The sequence below is a fragment of the Fischerella muscicola PCC 7414 genome (assembly GCF_000317205.1).
GTDB classification, from domain to species: domain Bacteria; phylum Cyanobacteriota; class Cyanobacteriia; order Cyanobacteriales; family Nostocaceae; genus Fischerella; species Fischerella muscicola.
In genome coordinates, this window is sequence record NZ_AJLK01000180.1 from 32,987 (window position 1) to 50,363 (window position 17,377).

Annotated in this window: 15 protein-coding genes; 8 read left to right on the forward strand and 7 right to left on the reverse strand. The window is 39.2% G+C overall.

The window, feature by feature from the left end; genetic code table 11:
* Positions 1–45: 45 nt before the first annotated feature.
* The 5 genes from UYI_RS0128365 to UYI_RS0128385 all read right to left on the reverse strand — a co-directional run bounded on the left by UYI_RS0128365 (position 46) and on the right by UYI_RS0128385 (position 5,368).
* Positions 46–603 carry a 5-formyltetrahydrofolate cyclo-ligase gene (locus UYI_RS0128365; RefSeq protein WP_026086230.1) on the reverse strand — a complete coding sequence of 186 codons (558 nt, stop codon included), beginning with the start codon at positions 601–603 and terminating at the stop codon, positions 46–48.
* 101 nt (positions 604–704) lie between these two features.
* Positions 705–1,649 carry a GDP-L-fucose synthase family protein gene (locus UYI_RS0128370; RefSeq protein ID WP_016870073.1) on the reverse strand — a complete coding sequence of 315 codons (945 nt, stop codon included), beginning with the start codon at positions 1,647–1,649 and terminating at the stop codon, positions 705–707.
* Between the two features lie 22 nt (positions 1,650–1,671).
* A complete protein-coding gene (gene gmd / locus UYI_RS0128375; protein WP_016870074.1) occupies positions 1,672–2,751 on the reverse strand; it encodes a GDP-mannose 4,6-dehydratase in 1,080 nt (359 codons plus the stop codon).
* Positions 2,752–3,299: 548 nt separating this feature from the next.
* The gene (locus UYI_RS0128380; protein WP_016870075.1) at positions 3,300–4,121 is read right to left on the reverse strand and encodes a sugar transferase; all 822 of its coding nucleotides are present in this window, start codon (positions 4,119–4,121) and stop codon (positions 3,300–3,302) included.
* 101 nt (positions 4,122–4,222) lie between these two features.
* On the reverse strand, positions 4,223–5,368 hold the full coding sequence (locus UYI_RS0128385; RefSeq protein WP_026086231.1) for a glycosyltransferase: 1,146 nt from the start codon (positions 5,366–5,368) through the stop codon (positions 4,223–4,225).
* 295 nt (positions 5,369–5,663) lie between these two features.
* Here UYI_RS0128385 and UYI_RS0128390 point away from each other — a divergent pair, with 295 nt between their 5' ends.
* The 3 genes from UYI_RS0128390 (at position 5,664) to UYI_RS0128400 (ending at position 7,584) form a co-directional block, all read left to right on the forward strand.
* A complete protein-coding gene (locus UYI_RS0128390; RefSeq protein WP_016870077.1) occupies positions 5,664–6,599 on the forward strand; it encodes an NAD-dependent epimerase/dehydratase family protein in 936 nt (311 codons plus the stop codon).
* A 275-nt stretch (positions 6,600–6,874) separates the two neighbouring features.
* Positions 6,875–7,165, forward strand: coding sequence for a nucleotidyltransferase family protein (locus UYI_RS0128395; protein ID WP_016870078.1), 291 nt, complete (start codon positions 6,875–6,877; stop codon positions 7,163–7,165).
* Between the two features lie 26 nt (positions 7,166–7,191).
* Positions 7,192–7,584 carry a hypothetical protein gene (locus UYI_RS0128400; RefSeq protein ID WP_016870079.1) on the forward strand — a complete coding sequence of 131 codons (393 nt, stop codon included), beginning with the start codon at positions 7,192–7,194 and terminating at the stop codon, positions 7,582–7,584.
* A gap of 294 nt (positions 7,585–7,878) precedes the next feature.
* On the opposite strand, the gene pgsA is transcribed toward UYI_RS0128400, so the two are convergent.
* Positions 7,879–8,391, reverse strand: coding sequence for a CDP-diacylglycerol--glycerol-3-phosphate 3-phosphatidyltransferase (gene pgsA / locus UYI_RS0128410; RefSeq protein WP_016870081.1), 513 nt, complete (start codon positions 8,389–8,391; stop codon positions 7,879–7,881).
* A gap of 284 nt (positions 8,392–8,675) precedes the next feature.
* Here pgsA and UYI_RS0128415 point away from each other — a divergent pair, with 284 nt between their 5' ends.
* The 3 genes from UYI_RS0128415 to UYI_RS0128425 all read left to right on the forward strand — a co-directional run bounded on the left by UYI_RS0128415 (position 8,676) and on the right by UYI_RS0128425 (position 12,356).
* A complete protein-coding gene (locus UYI_RS0128415) occupies positions 8,676–10,091 on the forward strand; it encodes an aspartate ammonia-lyase (RefSeq protein ID WP_016870082.1) in 1,416 nt (471 codons plus the stop codon).
* Between the two features lie 115 nt (positions 10,092–10,206).
* Positions 10,207–11,172, forward strand: coding sequence for a DUF362 domain-containing protein (locus tag UYI_RS0128420; protein ID WP_016870083.1), 966 nt, complete (start codon positions 10,207–10,209; stop codon positions 11,170–11,172).
* 1,001 nt (positions 11,173–12,173) lie between these two features.
* The gene (locus UYI_RS0128425) at positions 12,174–12,356 is read left to right on the forward strand and encodes a hypothetical protein (RefSeq protein WP_016870084.1); all 183 of its coding nucleotides are present in this window, start codon (positions 12,174–12,176) and stop codon (positions 12,354–12,356) included.
* A gap of 274 nt (positions 12,357–12,630) precedes the next feature.
* Here UYI_RS0128425 and UYI_RS0128430 read toward each other — a convergent pair whose 3' ends face one another.
* The gene (locus tag UYI_RS0128430) at positions 12,631–12,858 is read right to left on the reverse strand and encodes a DUF4327 family protein (RefSeq protein ID WP_016870085.1); all 228 of its coding nucleotides are present in this window, start codon (positions 12,856–12,858) and stop codon (positions 12,631–12,633) included.
* 1,102 nt (positions 12,859–13,960) lie between these two features.
* Here UYI_RS0128430 and UYI_RS0128435 point away from each other — a divergent pair.
* On the forward strand, positions 13,961–15,592 hold the full coding sequence (locus tag UYI_RS0128435; protein WP_016870086.1) for a fasciclin domain-containing protein: 1,632 nt from the start codon (positions 13,961–13,963) through the stop codon (positions 15,590–15,592).
* Between the two features lie 140 nt (positions 15,593–15,732).
* On the forward strand, positions 15,733–17,352 hold the full coding sequence (locus UYI_RS0128440; RefSeq protein WP_026086232.1) for a tetratricopeptide repeat protein: 1,620 nt from the start codon (positions 15,733–15,735) through the stop codon (positions 17,350–17,352).
* The last annotated feature ends 25 nt before the right edge of the window (positions 17,353–17,377 follow it).

Consider the following 17,377-nt stretch of genomic DNA (forward strand, 5'->3'; position numbering starts at 1 on the left):
AGAGACGCGCCATGGCGCGTCTCTACAACCACTAACCACTAACCACTAACAACTAACAACCAACTTTGTTTCTGTACAAACAGCATGTAAAGGTTTGTCCCACGGGTCTATTGGTAATTGGGATAAATAAGCAAAATCAAAGACAATGCCAATAGTGAATTTATTTGTCCACTCAGGTGCAGCAAATAAGCGATCGTAATATCCCCCACCGTAACCCAAGCGATAGCCTTGTTGGTCACATGCGACACAAGGCACAAGGATTAAATCTACTTGCTCATAGCTTAGAATTGGAGCATTGGGATGAGGTTCGGGAATGCCGTATGCCCCAATTTGTACTGAGTTATTGGGTGTCCATTGATGCCATAACAAAGAATCGCCGACACAGCGAGGCATTCCCCATATTTTGGTAAGGGTATTTTGCAATAAGGGACTTAAATCAGGTTCTTGACGAAAGCTGAAATAAGCAAGTACTGTTTTTGCTTGGGTAAACTGGGGTGAACTGAGAAGGTTAGTGCAAATGCGATCGCTTTTTTGTTTCCATTCTGTGAGTGACATTGATTGACGTTGCTTGAGAAGCGATCGGCGTAGCTGTGTTTTTTCCATTAAATAATTTATAAAAAAATAAACACAAAGACACCAAGTAACATTCTTTGTGTCTTGGCGTCTTTGTGGTTCTATTATGCTTAATTCAACTCAGACTGAACTTACGCAGCGTTTTGACGCCACCATTCAATGGTATTTTTCAAGCCTTGCTTGAAGTCTACCTGGGCAGTAAAACCAAAGGTTTGTTTTGCCCTTTCGATATCTAAACAACGGCGGGGTTGACCGTTAGGTTTGTCGGTTTCCCAAACAATTTCACCTTCGTACCCCATCAATTCACAAATTAAGTTAATCAAGTCACGAATGGAGATTTCGTAACCAGTTCCCAGGTTCACGGGTTCTGGGTCGTTATAGTATTGCGTACCCATGACAATACCCCGCGCTGCATCTTCTGAATAGAGAAACTCGCGGGTAGGACTACCATCACCCCAAACAGGGATTTGCTTTTCTCCCTTAATTTGGGCTTCGTAAACTTTGCGAATTAAAGCTGGGATAACATGGGAACTTCTGGGATCAAAGTTATCTTCTGGACCATATAAATTCACTGGCAAAAGATAAATGCCGTTAAAGCCATACTGTTGGCGATAAGCTTGCAGTTGGACTAAAAGGGCTTTTTTGGCTACGCCGTAAGGGGCATTAGTTTCCTCGGGGTAGCCATTCCATAGGTCATCTTCTTTGAATGGTACTGGGGTAAATTTGGGATAGGCACAAATAGTACCCACGCAAACGAATTTTTCTACGCCAGCTTGATAAGCAGCATGAATTAGCTGGGTTCCCATCATCAAGTTGTCGTAAAATAACTCGGCGGGTTTTTCTCGATTGAGACCAATACCGCCGACATGGGCTGCTAAGTGAATGACAATATCTTGTTGATCAACTGCACGCTGGCAGTTTTCCATCAGGCGTAAATCACAATCACGCGATCGCGGTAATGTAATTTTTTCTGGATTAGCTCCAGCTTTGTATAACTGGTTGACTACCTGACGTCCCAGAAAACCAGTACCTCCAGTTACAAGAATGCGTTTATCTTTGAGTTCCAAGGCATTCATCTTTTGTCCTCGTGGATCTTGTTCACAGATGCAGCACCCCTACTTCTTGCCGAATCATGGCATTATCCATAATTGCGTTTGCTAATTTCCCGTTGGGAGAAGTTAAACCTAAAGCTTGTAAGTCTGCTTCCACCATTAAGGAAACTAGTTCCTCAAATGTTACTGAAGGCTTCCAGCCCAATTTTTGTTGCGCTTTTGTCGGATCACCTATCAACAAGTCTACTTCTGCTGGGCGGAGATAGCGTGGGTCAAATTCCACATGATCTTGCCAATTGAGATTTACATAACCAAACGCCAGTTCTAGGAACTCCCGGACTGTATGGGTTTCACCAGTGGCAATTACGTAGTCGTCAGGTTCGTCTTGCTGCAACATCATCCACATTGCTTTGACGTAATCTTTGGCATAACCCCAATCCCGCTTGGCATCCAGATTACCCATATATAGTTTTTTCTGTCTACCAGCAAAAATGCGGGCCACTGCCATCGTTATTTTACGTGTGACAAAGGTTTCACCCCGTCTAGGTGATTCATGATTAAAAAGAATACCGTTACACGCGAATAAGCCGTAAGATTCCCGGTAGTTTACTGTTTGCCAGTGGGCATAAACCTTAGCACAGGCATAGGGACTGCGGGGATAAAAAGGCGTAGTTTCCTTTTGGGGTACTTCTTGTACCAAACCAAACATTTCTGAAGAGCCAGCCTGGTAGAAGCGCACCTGAATACCTGTACGGCCTTGATAGTCGCGGATTGCTTCCAAAAGACGCAGTGTTCCCATTCCCACTGCATCAACTGTATACTCTGGTGCATCAAAGCTGACCCTTACATGGGATTGAGCGCCCAAATTGTAAATTTCTGTTGGCTGGACTTCTTCTAAGATGCGGCGCAGTGTAGTACCGTCTGTCAGATCCCCATAGTGAAGAAATAACCGCACTCCCTCTTTATGAGGGTCTTCATAAATATGATCAATGCGGTCTGTGTTGAATGTGGAAGTCCGGCGAATAATGCCATGAACTTCGTAACCTTGTTCGAGTAAAAATTCACTTAGGTAGGAACCATCTTGACCGGTAATACCAGTAATCAACGCTCGCTTTTGTTGCGTCATGCTCAATTATCCCTTGTCGTTTCTGATGATTATTGATACAGGCGACCTGGTACAACTTAGCAATAATTTGCTTAATTGCCCAATGGGAAACCTACGAGTTTCCTTGCTTCTATGTTAGTTAACCTCAGTAAATATGCTGATTTTAAATTATTTTCAGGTACTTTTGTAATCAAAACAGATAAAAATTTTTGATACTGTTTATCTTTTCTAAATTTTTTTACTAAAAGTTTATATATTTTTGAAATTATGAAGAATTTATCAAGCTGAAATAAAACAGACAATTCAGAGTGAAAACTACATTGATTTTATGACTAAATATTTATTCCCAATTTATTCCCAATTATAAATATAAACTATCCAATTTTTAAATCCAAGTTTTTCTATGAAAGCAAATTGTGATAGTTAGTATTGTTTGAGATTCCTGGAATAGCCTTTTAGCAAAGACCCCCAATCTAAAATCCTGTTGGGTAAAATCCAAAATAGGTATGAGTCATTTTTTGTGCATTTGGGGCATTAACTGCCCCATAAAATCAGGGTGTGCTAATTTTTCAGTAAGCTCCGTTATCTTTAGGCATGATTACCACACGAATCGTTTTCAAAACTATCCATAGATCGAGCCAAAAGTTCCTAAATTTTACATAATGCAGGTCTATTTGGACTCGTCGAGGGTAAGGAATGTCATTGCGACCAGAGACTTGCCATAATCCAGTTATTCCAGGTCGGATAGTTAAAATCTGATCAATGTAATAACCGTATTTTGGTAATTCTTCCGCAACTAATGGTCGTGGGCCGACAACACTCATATCCCCTTTGAGAACGTTCCAAAATTGAGGAAACTCGTCCAAACTGGTAATTCGTAAAAATTTACCGATCGTTGTAATTCGGGGGTCGTGTTTGAGCTTGAAATTGTTTTCAAACTCTTGCCGCAACTCTGGCGATGTATCCATCATTTGCATGAGAATTTCGTCAGCATTCGTTACCATTGTGCGGAATTTTATACAATTGAAAGGTTTGTAGTTTTTACCAACCCGTTCTTGGACATAAAAAATGGGGCCTTCTGAGCTTAAAGCAATCAACAAGGCCAAAACTAAATAAACGGGAGAAAACAAAATTAATACAGAAAGCGAAAAGACAATATCAAATAGTCGTTTAGCAAACTCTCCGTTGAGAGCCTGAAAAGACAGACTTCTAGGCGTCTTTGCTGGTTGACCGCGTTTTAAGAACGTACGCGATCGCCCAATTAACGTTAATCTGGCTTCACCAGATGGTGAACGTCTTTCAGGCAAAGAGGGGCTGTCTGTGAAAGAACGCCCCGTCCCGGATGCGCTACGTGAGCGCTTGCCGGAGAGGAGTGAGCTCTGGGCAGTCATCATACTCCTTAATAATCCACACCACACATAGTCCCAATCTTAAAGCTAAACGCAGGTGCTTCTGGGAGCAATTTTCCAAAAGCTTCTGCAAAAATCAGACCTCACATACACTTGGAGAATTTTTTTTCGATGCACGTCTGTAAAAATTCTAAGTAACGTTGGGCAAATATTTGCCTTTTAAATTGATCGGCGTGCGCTCGAACATATTCGGGATTAAATTTGCTGTAAGAGGCTTCTAAAGTTTCTATAGCTCCAATTAAGGATGCTTCTTTTTGTTCCTCAAACAATATACCCGTTCCTGTTTCTCCCCAGGTGCGGATATCCCGTACCGTTTCTTTAGCGCCACCAGCGTCATAGGCAATCACTGGCGTACCACAAGCTTGTGCTTCTACTAAGGCAATGCCAAAATCTTCACAAGCTGCATATACAAAACCTTTAGCATGAGCCATATATTTTTTGACAACCTCATCAGGCTGCCACCCAAGAATTTGTATATTTGAATTTGCTATTTTACGAATTTTTTTCATTTCTGGGCCTGTGCCTATTACTACTAATTTTTTTTGCATTTGGTTGAAAGCGCTGACAATTAGAGATACTTGTTTGTAACTAACTAATCGGGAAACAGTTAAATAGAAGTCTTGTTTGTCAGGAGAAAAAGAAAAATTTTCGATATTCACAGGTGGATAAATAACAGTTGCTTCCCGTCGGTAGCAACGCCAAATGCGACGAGCTGTATGGTGAGAATTAGCAATAAAATAATCAACACGATTTGCACTCAGCACATCCCACATGCGTAATTGATGTAACAAATATCGCGTCATCCAACCGGGTAAACCACGACCGAGTTTGCTTTGATGTAGATAATCAAATGTTAAGTCCCAAGCGTAGCGCATGGGACTGTGACAGTAGCAGATATGTAACTGTTCAGGAGAAGTTAGAACTCCTTTAGCAACAGCATGGGATGAAGAAAGAACAATATCATACCCGCGTAAATCGAGTTGTTCAATTGCTAATGGCAAAAAAGGTAGGTATTTTTGTATACCTTTTTGGGCAAAAGGGAAGTGTTGAAGAAACGTCGTGCCAATCTGACGTTTAAATAAATAACTTTCTGGGTTACGAGATTCAAAATCGATGAGGGCATATAAGTCCGCATCAATATAGTTCAGAATTTCCCGCACGACCAGTTCTGAACCGCCAGTGGCTTTAGGTGTCAGCCACTCATGCACCAAAGCATATTTCAAGGGCACAGCTAACTTTAATTAATAGGTAGAAAACGACACAGGTAAATAATGAGGTTAACTGAAAAGTTTCCCGTTGTAATTGAAAATGGGAAATGCCCCATATCCAATCAAAGACGTTATCTTCTCAAAATAGGTTCCACAAGCTGATAACCTCAGATCAGGGATTGGGGATTGGTGATCGGGGATCGGGGATCGGGTATTAGGGATTGGATATAATCCTAATCCCTAATCCCTAGTCCCTAATCCCTAGTCCCCATTTCCTAGCCCCTAAAATGACAAGTGACATAAAAATTGGGGATTTATGCGAATTCTAATTGTGGGTGGTACTCGATTCATTGGCGTCTACCTGACTCAACTGCTGGTACAGCAAGGACACGAGGTAGTACTTTTCAATCGTGGGAATCGTCCGTTACCAGTTGAGGGTGTAGGACAAATTACAGGCGATCGCACTGACGCCACCCAATTAAAACAAAAACTTTCTAAAGAGAATTTTGATGCCATCTTTGACAATAACGGGCGGGAACTTACTGATACTCAACCACTTGCAGAAATTTTTCAAGACCGCGTGCAAAATTTTATCTACATGAGTTCTGCTGGGGTATACCTCAAATCAGACCAAATGCCTCATATTGAAGGTGATGCAGTTGATCCGAAAAGTCGCCACAAAGGTAAACATGAAACAGAAGCTTACCTAACACAACAGGGAATTCCCTTTACCTCTATTCGTCCCACTTACATTTATGGGCCAAAGAACTATAACGATTTGGAAGCTTGGTTTTTTGATAGAATTGTGCGCGATCGCCCGATTCCGATCCCTGGAAATGGCTTACATATCACCCAGCTAGGCCATGTCAAAGACTTAGCAACGGCAATGACCAAAGTTTTGGGTAATTCTCGAGCAGTCAGACAAATTTATAATGTTTCAGGCGATCGCTTTATCACTTTTGATGGTTTAGCGCGTGCTTGTGCTGTAGCGGCTGGTAAATCGCCGGATGAAATCAAAATCATCCATTACGATCCGAAAAACTTTGATTTCGGCAAGCGTAAAGCTTTTCCTTTAAGAACACAGCACTTTTTTGCTTCGGTCAATAAAGCCATGACAGAATTAGATTGGCAACCTGAGTATGATCTAATTTCTGGACTGCAAGACTCCTTCGAGAATGATTATTTGGTGTCTGGACGGGACAAGGCAGAAATTGATTTTTCTGTGGATGAGGAAATTTTGCAAACTATATAGTTCATAGCTACTTAATAATTACGTTTGTAAGCTCAAATCTTATTGTTTGACTCAAAGAATTGTACAAATCTCCTTTGCTTCAATCCTTCTTTGAGTCTTTTATCTCCTTTCCACGATAACCCTTGTTTACGATAATTGACTGACACAAAATGGCAAAATCTGCCATAATTTATCCAGAGTTGAATCTGACTGCTTTTTATAGATGCAGAACGTCTCCCCGAACAGAAACTATATTCACTATCAACTCAAAAAAGTCACTTTTTGCGTGTAGTTGTATGAAACGAGTTCAGGTAATTTCTACTATAAAAAATCTCCAGACAAATTTGAAAGTTTTAGGTGTTAATTCCCTAGCTTTATTTGGTTCTGTAGCTAGAGATGAAGCTCAAGGTGATAGCGATGTAAATATTTTGGTTGATTTAAAGCCACCAATAACTTTTGACCGCTACATGGACGTGAAATTATATCTAGATGAGCAGTTGGGAACTCGCGTAGATTTAGTGACTTGGAAAGCTCTGAAACCACAAATTCGTGAGACTGTAAAGCAAGAAGCAATCTATGTCATGTAATATCAAGTTGTATTTAAAGGATAGAAATGAATATAGCAGTAGAACTACCGAGTGGAAAAATCTTAAATATTGCTCGCTTTATTGCTCTCATCCCAGTTACGACCACAAGTAATAATGGATATGATCTGATTTTAGAGGGTTATCCTGCTCCAATTAATCTAGAGCCAACAGATGCTGATGCTCTAAAAAAACTGCTCCAATTAAATAAGGATGTAGTTACTGCTAAGAAATCTGAATGGGAAAAAGAGCAGCAATTACAACAAAATCAGCGAGCATTAGCGCTCTTAGCACAGCGCATAAAACGCCATCAAAATATGTCTCAAGCAGAATCACGACAGCGAGAAGAAATATTTGATAACTTTAAACAAATTATAGATGCAGAACGTCTTCCTGAACAGAAACTATATTCACAATCATGATAGTTTTTATCGACTCTGGGGTACTGGGAATTCTTGCCAATCCCAATAAGTTTGGGGAAGCTTATGATTGCGAACAATGGCTATAGTGATGAGCTATTGGAGTAACTATTTTAACAACTGATGCTGAAACCTAAGATTTATATCCAAAAGCGATCGCGCTTCCATCAAAACTAAAATGCGATCGCATGGCGTTAAGATCCACGACTTCTTTGTAAGGTTTGCTTTTCCAGATAGATTATTGGCTAGAAGTCGGGGATCTGTTCGTTTGGGTTACTATTGCTTTGTCTTCTGTTTTTAATCACTATTTGTTTGCGGTAAAATATAAATCGCCCCAGAAATTAAGGTGAAGGTAACACAAACCCAAAAAGCAACGAGGGAGGGAATTTTCCAAACTTCTGGTAAGGGTGCTATTAAAAGAGCGATCGCAATAATTTGACTAACAGTTTTGAGTTTACCCCAAATATTCGCTCCGGTAATTGTGGTTTGATTGACACGCCAGCCTGCGATCGCTAACTCCCGTGCTAGTATCAAAAATACTCCCCAAGCTGGAACCTGCCCCAGTTCAATTAATGCTAGTAATGGCGCAAGTACTAACAATTTATCGACTAGGGGGTCGAGAAATTTACCTAAGTCGCTAATTTGGTTGAGTTTGCGCGCTAAGTAGCCATCTAGCCAATCAGTACCGGCTGCAACCAGGAAAATTGCTAAACACACCCACCTAGCTGTTGGTGTGGGGTTATATAAGCCGTAAAGGAGGAATGGCAAGCCTAAAAGGCGAGAAAAGGTAATCCAGTTGGGTAAAGTCATGGGATTTTAAATTAGGTGATAAGTAATAGGTGATGGAAAAATAATTACTGATTACCAATTAACGTCTAATGGGAATTGAAGAAGCAACACAAGGTTTTTTGGCAATTTTCCCGAATTTGATTTTAATTAACGAACACCGTGCAAGGCGATGCACACAGATAGATTATCAGTGTGTATCTGTGTTCATCTGTGTTCGATTATCAAAACAGGATTTTTGCCATAGTTTTAATTCGCATTAGGCGTAATTACCAATTACTATTACCAATTGTTAAACCAAAATCACTATGACTCAACAAAGAAATTCTCAATCCAGAATAGAACGCGATTCGATGGGCGATCGCGAAATTTCCAGTAGCGTTTATTACGGCATTCAAACCGTACGCGCTACAGAAAATTTCCCAATTAGCGGTATTCGTCCTTTACCTACTTACGTAGATGCTTGTATTTTAATTAAAAAAGCTACTGCTATAGTGAATGGTGAACTGGGTTGTATTCCCCAAGACATCAGCCAGGCAATAATCCAAGCTGCCGATGAAGTTTTAGCTAGCAAGTTCCGTGATCAGTTTGTGGTAGATGTTTATCAAGCGGGTGCTGGTACTTCCCATCACATGAATGTTAATGAAGTATTAGCAAATCGGGCGTTAGAAATTCTTGGCGATGAGAAAGGAAACTACAAGCGTGTTAGTCCCAATGATCACGTTAACTACGGACAGTCTACCAATGATGTGATTCCCACAGCAATTCGGATTGGTGGTTTATTGGCGTTGTCTAGAACACTGCACCCGGCTTTGGAGGGGGCTATAGCAACTTTGGAGGCAAAAGCAGCAGAGTTTCAAGATATCGTTCGTTCTGGCAGAACTCACATGCAAGATGCTGTGCCGGTGCGGTTGGGTGAAAATTTCCGTGCTTGGGCGCACATTCTGACAGAACATCAAAACCGGATTTACACTGCCAGTGGGGATTTGATGGTGCTGGGTTTGGGTGGTAGTGCGGCGGGTACGGGGTTGAACACCCATCCCCAATATCGCGCCCGTGTGGTAGCAACTCTGGCAGAACTTATCAATAGTCCGCTACAACCTGCCTCTCATCTGATGGCGGCAATGCAGAGTATGGCACCATTTGTCAATGTTTCTGGTGCGTTACGTAACTTAGCGCAAGATTTAGTAAAAATCTCTCATGACTTGCGATTGATGGATTCTGGGCCAAAAACTGGTTTAAAAGAAATTCAACTTCCACCAGTACAACCTGGTTCTTCAATTATGCCAGGCAAGTATAACCCTGTGATGGCAGAGATGACATCAATGGTGTGTTTTCAGGTGATGGGTTACGACAGTGCGATCGCACTGGCAGCCCAAGCAGGACAATTAGAATTGAATGTGATGATGCCACTGATTGCCTATAACTTGATTCACAGTATCGAAATTCTCGGTAATACCATTGCTGCACTCACACAACGCTGCATTCAAGGAATTACTGCCAACAGGGAACGTTGTTTGGCATATGCAGAAAGCAGTTTAGCTTTAGTAACAGCTTTAAATACTCACATTGGTTATTTGAATGCCGCAGCCGTAGCAAAAGAATCCTTGGAGACAGGCAAATCTCTACGACAGATTGTTTTGGAAAAAGGACTAATGAGTGAAGCAGAATTGGCTAAAGTTCTAAATCTGGAACAAATGAGCCAAATTTTACCGCTTGAATAGGAATTGTTGATTGTTGTTCGTTGTTTGTTGTTTGTTGTTTGTTGTTTGGAGAACCTAGCAACAATCAACTACCAACAATCAACCATCAACCACTAACCACCAACCACCAACAAATATGCAAACACCAACCGTTAGTTTCATTCGAGCTAATTCTTACGAACCAGATGTTTTAAGGGATTCTTTAGAAACACTGCTAGAACCATTCGGAGGAATGACAGGGTTTGTGAAACCAGGGAATCGTGTTTTACTTAAACCCAATTTGCTCACAGGCGCACGTCCTGGCAAAGAGTGTACCACGCGATCGCAATTAGTTTATGTAGTGGCACAGATGGTAATTGAAGCTGGCGGTAAACCATTTTTAGGTGATAGCCCTGCTTTTGGTAGCGCCAGGGGAGTTGCCGTTGCTAATGGCTATCAACAGATTTTAGAAGAACTTAATCTTCCAATCATTGATTTTCATGGAGTGCGTTACCAAACAGTTAGTCAAGAGTTTAACCATCTGCTACTCTCCAAAGAAGCGATGGAAGCAGATGTAGTAATCAATCTACCCAAAGTCAAATCTCATGTCCAATTAGTACTTACCTTGGGTGTAAAAAACTTGTTTGGTTGTGTTCCTGGCAAAATGAAAGCTTGGTGGCACATGGAAGCAGGAAAAGATGCCAACAGGTTCGGGGAAATGTTAGTAGAAACTGCTAGAGCAATTAACCCGAATTTAACCATATTAGACGGTATTATCGGTCATGAAGGCAATGGCCCTAGTGGCGGTGAACCTCGTTCTTTGGGTATTTTAGGCGCATCACCGGATGTATTTGCCTTAGATCGAGCTATGGTAGAGATACTTAATGTCCCAGCCACAGAAGTACCTACTGTTGCTGCATCTATGCGTCTGGGAGTCTGTCCGAACCTCAACGCTATCCACTATCCTTATTTAAGTCCTGAGTCACTACGGATAAATGATTGGCGATTACCAGACAAGTTCGTTCCCATTGATTTTGGTATGCCTCGCGTGATTAAGTCTACGTTCAAACACCTCTACATCAAGTTTATCAAAGAACCACTCAGCGCTTACGTTAGAGGTTAAATATAGCAAGTGCAAACTCTGCTACAGCAATTTCAAAACTGGCACAGTAAGCTGAAAATACCCTCCGATTGCTTAACCAGACCGCCCTACTCTACTAGTGGCGGTTTTTTTAGTTTAATGTTTTTCCTGAACTAAATATCATGTCCGTTTGAGGACTTATCATATCTGTGAAGGTTGGTAATTGGTAATTAAGATACTGATGATTTTTCCATGCCCAATGCCCAAGCTTTATGTCGTAAGTAATTAGCCGGACTTGATATAATTGCTAACAATCATGCTAATTTTTGTTTGGGAATTGACTGCTAAGCACAGATATATTAGTTGCTTGAGTAGGAAATATTTATTATCTACCTATTTATAGATTGACAAAATAGAGAATAAAGAATATTTTATTTAGGATTTTCGATGAGATTAAATTTTTATTGAGTAAAATCACTGATTGAACTCACTAAATATCAAACATTATCCTATATATATTGACTGTAAATTTGTGGATAAAAGTGTTTACTCTCCTAAACTCTGTCAACTTGTGAAAAGTCTTCAGTACTAGTACTTACAAATCTACAAAAGGTGAATATATTTCTAGTATTGCTACGGTATAAATATGAGTAAATATAACAAACTAAAAATATCAAAAGTTGGATTTTTTAGCCTTTTTTATTGCTGCATTATTATAAAAATGTATAGTTAACTACATAATTTCACTTCACTAAAATTGATGAATGTACTTTTTTATGCTACAGTTTTAATAAATGCTCAATGTAACGACGATAAAGTTTAACAACCCAATCAAGCAACAATATTTACATAATTATGCAAATTATTTATCATATAAAATTAGTATCAAGTATTGCAGCTACACAAGATTAGAAAGTAGAGTTACCCAAACTAAATGCAGTACTTGACGATGAGAAAATTTACAGTTAAAAAGTAGCTAAAATAGTAGTTAGACTTTGAGAAAAGAGTCTAAATGCAAAATCAGGTAATCAAACAAACTTTTTATGAATTCAAACAGCGAGTCTGCCAGTTCAAACGACACATCCCCCCATCGTTTGGCAGACATTATCGGAACTGTGATTGGTTTGCTAACTCTGACCTTACCTTTGTTAGTTATTGCTAATTACTCTTCCGCTAATATTCCCAATGCCCAGCCATCCCTCACTTACAACATCAAACAGAAGTAGCAGATACTAGAAATGAATTAAAAACACATTTGAACAACTCAGATATATAGCTCCAAGAGTAAGCATACATGATGTTCACCTTGTGAGCTACAGCTAGTGGTTTAGTTAATTGCAAAGAATCTGGACTGTTGCTAAATAGTCCAGATTCTCTAATTTATAACTTGTTTTAATATACGAGGCGATCGCAAAATCAAACAGAGTTATCTTTCACTAAATATTAGCTTTTAAATTATTTTACGTTTTCACTTGTTGGGCAAAATATTATTTCAATCAATTATTGGCCTTCTGACCAATTTTCACGACTTAGCAAATCAATAATGCAGTCTCTGAGCAAAAATTCATTTCTTTCTAATTCAAGCTCTACACATAACCAATCACGGTAAGGAATATATTTACATAATACGTAAATAGGTTGGTTACGTTGAATCAGTCTCTGCTTAACAAGCTGAAGTGCTTTTTCCCTAATATACTCTATGTTGTATTTAACAGCAGTATCTACCATAAATTATCTCCTTGTTTATCCATAAAAATAAATAACCATCATTACTAGTTAAATCTTGTAACGATTGATCACAAAATTTAAAGCCTTTTGTTTTTAATTATGAACTAAGCAGCGTTAGCAATAAAAACTAAGAAAGTTTGTAATTGAGAATACTTCCTCTACCTCTTAGGATAGATAAGACAGATATCTTAGTTGTATTAAGTTGGTGAAAAAATATCTTTCTTGGGCATGGGAGTCAAAAAGCTTAGGCACTTAGGTGAGATATAAAGACAGTTTGGAAACATAGCAGTTGGCTTACCTTGTAGTTTCTAAATACCTGGAATTTGCATGTACCAAATCTTAAATTATATGAATACACCTTCTGCTAACCCTAGCCTCAGGGCTATTAATACTTTGAAAGTGGCTGAGTTTATTATATGTTTATTTTTCCAATAATGAGTCACTATTGGTTAAAACTCTGGCATTAAAAATATACTTGTTGCTTGATAACCTTTACTTAACTTTAAATTTTGAATACTTAAGAAGTTAGAGAACAGAAATTTAAGATTAGACAGCAAATCTGTTCCATTATTCTACTGTGTTGCTGGAACAAGGATAACTTTACTTTATATGTAGAAGCATAACAGACATTTAGCGCCTATCATCCCTTGCTTTGGGTAGATATCTACTCCTAGCTTTTGATATATTACCCAGACACGCAAAAACAGGTATTATTATTAAATAGGTAAGTCTTGACTAAATCAATTGCCTAGTATAGAGGGTGTAATTCATCATCACTTTCTAGTTTGATCATCATCAATCGATGATATGGCTTGTAACTGAGCTAACAAAGAAACTACTTATTGGCTGGGCATCTTAAATACTTGCAAACAAATACCAGAAAAAATTTATACATATAATAGTATTATTTTTGATGGATATGTTTGAAATTAGAGGTAAAAAACTTCTGAAAGAAGTCAAAACAAAAAGTTCTGTTTTCATTTACAAAATCAACTGATATCATCACAAATAAAACGAGAATCATTGTATTTTCTCTATCTAAGTCAACGTAAAAGTCCAGTTTGATAAACTTTCGAGATGTGTTGTTGAGGAGGAAGTGTTCATGCGTAGTTTATCTGGTTGGTCGTTAACAAGTAGCGCATTAGTAGCTCTGGGAATATCGGCTACTACAGCTACTCCAATGATGATTTCCGCGCCTGTATTAGCTCAGGTTCCAACCCCAACTCCAACGCCTGCACCAGCTACAACAGCCCCTAGCTTTGCTGATGTGCCAGCAGATTATTGGGCGCTGCCATTTATTCAAGCCTTAGCTGCAAGAAATGTAATTGTTGGTTATCCGGATGGTACATACAAACCAGACCAACCAGTAACCCGCGCTGAACTTGCTGCTATGTTCCAAAAAGCTTTTACGCTGAATCCAGTGAGGCAGCTACCAGCAGAAGGCTTTAGAGATGTGCCTGCTAACTTTTGGGCAGCACCTGCAATTAGGGCTGCTTATGAAGCTGGATTTTTGTCAGGTTATCCCAATAACTTGTTTGGACCGAATCAAACAGTTTCCAAAGCAGATGCAATTACTGCTGTAGCCAGTGGACTCAATTTAACTCCCAGTGGTTCTGTAGAACAAACTCTTGCTAATACCTATGTAGATGCTGGGCAGATCCCGTCCTATGCTGTTAATCAGGTGGCAGCTGCAACACAAGCTAATCTTGTCGTTAACTATCCTGATGTTAAAACGCTCAATCCACAAGGAGGCTTAACGCGGGCGGATGCGGCTGCACTTTTGTATCAAGCTTTGGTGAGACTTGGACAGGTGCAACCATTACCTAGCAATGTGGCAGCGGCAAATTATATTGTGGGTGGTACTCCTCAAACTACAGGTGATATTGTTTCCATCGCTGAGGCTAGTGGTAGTTTCAACACTCTGACTTCTTTGCTGAAGACAGCAGGTCTAGCAGATGCTTTGAGACAGCCAGGTCCCTATACAGTTTTTGCTCCTACAGACCAAGCATTCGCAGCTTTACCTCCAGATGTTCTACAGCAGTTACAGCAACCAGAAAACAGAGAAACGTTAATCAAGATTTTGAGATACCACGTAGTTTCTGGTGATCTACCTGCTGACAAGCTGACATCTGGTGAAGTAAAAACTTTGGAAGATGAAGCAGTAAATGTAAAAGTTGATACTGCAAATAATCAGATTGCAGTCAACAATGCAAGTGTTATTCAACCGAATGTTAAAGCTACCAATGGTGTTATTCATGTCATCAACCAAGTTTTGATTCCTCCAGAATTGGCACAAGGTGAGCAAAAGGAAGGTGAAGGTGCTGCTGCTAGAGTGAAAAGAAACTATGTTGCCGTTGCTGGTAACATTGGTTTAGGTGGTAATACGGCTCTTGGCAGTGGTAACTTTGCAGTAACCAGCAAATTTGGTCTGACAAACAATTTCTCAGTACGACCAGGGGCAGTAATTGGGGATGATACTGTCTTTTTAGTTCCCATCACCTATGACTTTGCTTTCCGACCCACTGATATAGGTGGAAGTGATGCTGTTATATCTCCTTATCTCGGTGCTGGTGTAGCTATTGGAACTGGTGACGACACTGATTTTGGTTTACTACTCACTGGAGGTGTAGATTATCCCTTATCTTCCCAATTTATGGTCACAGGTGCTGTGAATGCTACTTTTGTAGATGATACAGATGTAGGGATTATGTTAGGAATTGGTTATAGATTCTAAGGAATCATTGTCGAATTGCCCATGATTAAATGACCCTGCCCCAACCTCAATAGTAGGGGCGGGGTTTTATTGATTAAATTTAGTCCAATTTTGATATCTTAGATAAAATCACCTGATCATAAAGATTCGCAGAAATATCAATGGATTGGATAACCGTACTGCGATCGCTTCAATCAGACTTCATCAAAAGGTTAACATCTGGTTGTCTGCTGCATTGTCAAACAGAGGGACAATATAGTGAAATAACAATAATCTCTGGAGAAAGATTAAAAGTTCTCAGAGAATTTTGTTGGAAGATGGCAGAAAAATATAAACGTGTTTCCCCAGTTCGTGATGTTTTTATTAGCTATCTGAAAGGAAAATTAGGAGAAGAAGTTGTTAAAGAACGCTTAGCTGATTTAATTACAGAAGTAGATTACGAAAAAAGAATTGGCGGAGATGGTAAAACAGACTTTACGATGACTGGTAATCCAGCAATTGGTATCGAAGTGAAATCTCGTTACGGTAGCTTGGATAAAGTCAGATGGTCTATTAGTGCAGAAGAAGTTGAAAAAAATTCAGCAGTAGTCTGCGTTTTGATTCAAGAGGAAGTGAATGAAGCACAATCCGAGTATCACCTATTTTTAGCTGGTTTTCTGCCAACTCAAATGATTAAGCTAAAAACTGGAAGAATTTCTTTTGGAATAGAACAACTACTCTATGGTGGTGGTTTACGCGGGTATTTAGAACATTTGCAATCTTCTACAAATTATCAAGACAAACAGACATTGAAGTCAGAAGCAATTTATAAACTACCCAATCATTCATTAACAAAATCTTCTTTATATTCAGTAAAAAATACAAACAAAATTTCTCCCAGTGAAGAATTAAATTTAATTTATCTAAAACTGGGTGATGAATACAGTGAAAAAGGACTGCATCATGATGCGATCATCAATTACACTCAAGCATTGCTACTTTATCCTTATGATGCAGAGATATACTATAAACGTGGTTTGGCACATTATCAATTAGGAAATTATGAAAGAGCGATCGCAGATTATACTCAGGCAATTACAATTAATCCTAACTATATCAAAGCCTACAATAAAAGTGGTTTAGCACGTTATCAGTTAGGAGATTACGAAGGAGCGATCGCAGATTATACTCAGGCAATTACAATTAATCCAAATGATGTAATTGCTTACAAAAATCGTGCTGATATTCGTTACTATCTGGGAGACAAACAAGGGGCAATTGAAGATTACACCCAAGTATGCAAAATGTATCCTCTTCCAGGGGGTGATCTAAATTTAAAAAATATGCAAATTGGGGATTATCAGGGAGGAGGTGATGTTTTTCTGCAAACAAGCGAGTTAAAGTGCCATGATTTTATTGCTTATAAGAATCGTGGTGATTTTCGCTTAGACTTGGGGGATTACGAAGGAGCAATTGCAGATTACACCCAGGCAATAAAGATTAATTCTAACGATGCCGATGCTTATTATAATCGTGGTAATGCTCGTTATGATCTAGGAGATTACGAAGGAGCGATCGCAGATTATACAGAAACGCTCAAAATTAATAGCAATGACGCTGATGCCTATTATAATCGTGGAAACGCTCGTTGTTGTTTAGGGGATAAACAAGGAGCGATCGCAGATTTTCATAAAGCTACATCAATTTATTATACAGAAGGTAATTTAGCAAAATATAAAAAGGTCAAAGAAAGTATTTTAGATTTAGAAATAGAAGAGTCTTTGGATATTTTAAAGTTCTAAGTTTTGGATATCATTTATATTATTC

Excerpts from the sequence above, each read along its gene's own strand:
- UYI_RS0128365 (WP_026086230.1), bottom strand. The coding sequence starts at position 603 with ATGGAAAAAACACAGCTACGCCGATCGCTTCTCAAGCAACGTCAATCA.
- UYI_RS0128380 (WP_016870075.1), bottom strand. The coding sequence starts at position 4,121 with ATGACTGCCCAGAGCTCACTCCTCTCCGGCAAGCGCTCACGTAGCGCA.
- pgsA (WP_016870081.1), bottom strand. The coding sequence starts at position 8,391 with ATGACTTTACCCAACTGGATTACCTTTTCTCGCCTTTTAGGCTTGCCA.
- UYI_RS0128440 (WP_026086232.1), top strand. The coding sequence starts at position 15,733 with ATGGATTGGATAACCGTACTGCGATCGCTTCAATCAGACTTCATCAAA.
- UYI_RS0128370 (WP_016870073.1), bottom strand. The coding sequence starts at position 1,649 with ATGAATGCCTTGGAACTCAAAGATAAACGCATTCTTGTAACTGGAGGT.
- UYI_RS0128395 (WP_016870078.1), top strand. The coding sequence starts at position 6,875 with ATGAAACGAGTTCAGGTAATTTCTACTATAAAAAATCTCCAGACAAAT.
- UYI_RS0128425 (WP_016870084.1), top strand. The coding sequence starts at position 12,174 with ATGAATTCAAACAGCGAGTCTGCCAGTTCAAACGACACATCCCCCCAT.
- gmd (WP_016870074.1), bottom strand. The coding sequence starts at position 2,751 with ATGACGCAACAAAAGCGAGCGTTGATTACTGGTATTACCGGTCAAGAT.
- UYI_RS0128390 (WP_016870077.1), top strand. The coding sequence starts at position 5,664 with ATGCGAATTCTAATTGTGGGTGGTACTCGATTCATTGGCGTCTACCTG.
- UYI_RS0128435 (WP_016870086.1), top strand. The coding sequence starts at position 13,961 with ATGCGTAGTTTATCTGGTTGGTCGTTAACAAGTAGCGCATTAGTAGCT.
- UYI_RS0128430 (WP_016870085.1), bottom strand. The coding sequence starts at position 12,858 with ATGGTAGATACTGCTGTTAAATACAACATAGAGTATATTAGGGAAAAA.
- UYI_RS0128420 (WP_016870083.1), top strand. The coding sequence starts at position 10,207 with ATGCAAACACCAACCGTTAGTTTCATTCGAGCTAATTCTTACGAACCA.
- UYI_RS0128415 (WP_016870082.1), top strand. The coding sequence starts at position 8,676 with ATGACTCAACAAAGAAATTCTCAATCCAGAATAGAACGCGATTCGATG.
- UYI_RS0128400 (WP_016870079.1), top strand. The coding sequence starts at position 7,192 with ATGAATATAGCAGTAGAACTACCGAGTGGAAAAATCTTAAATATTGCT.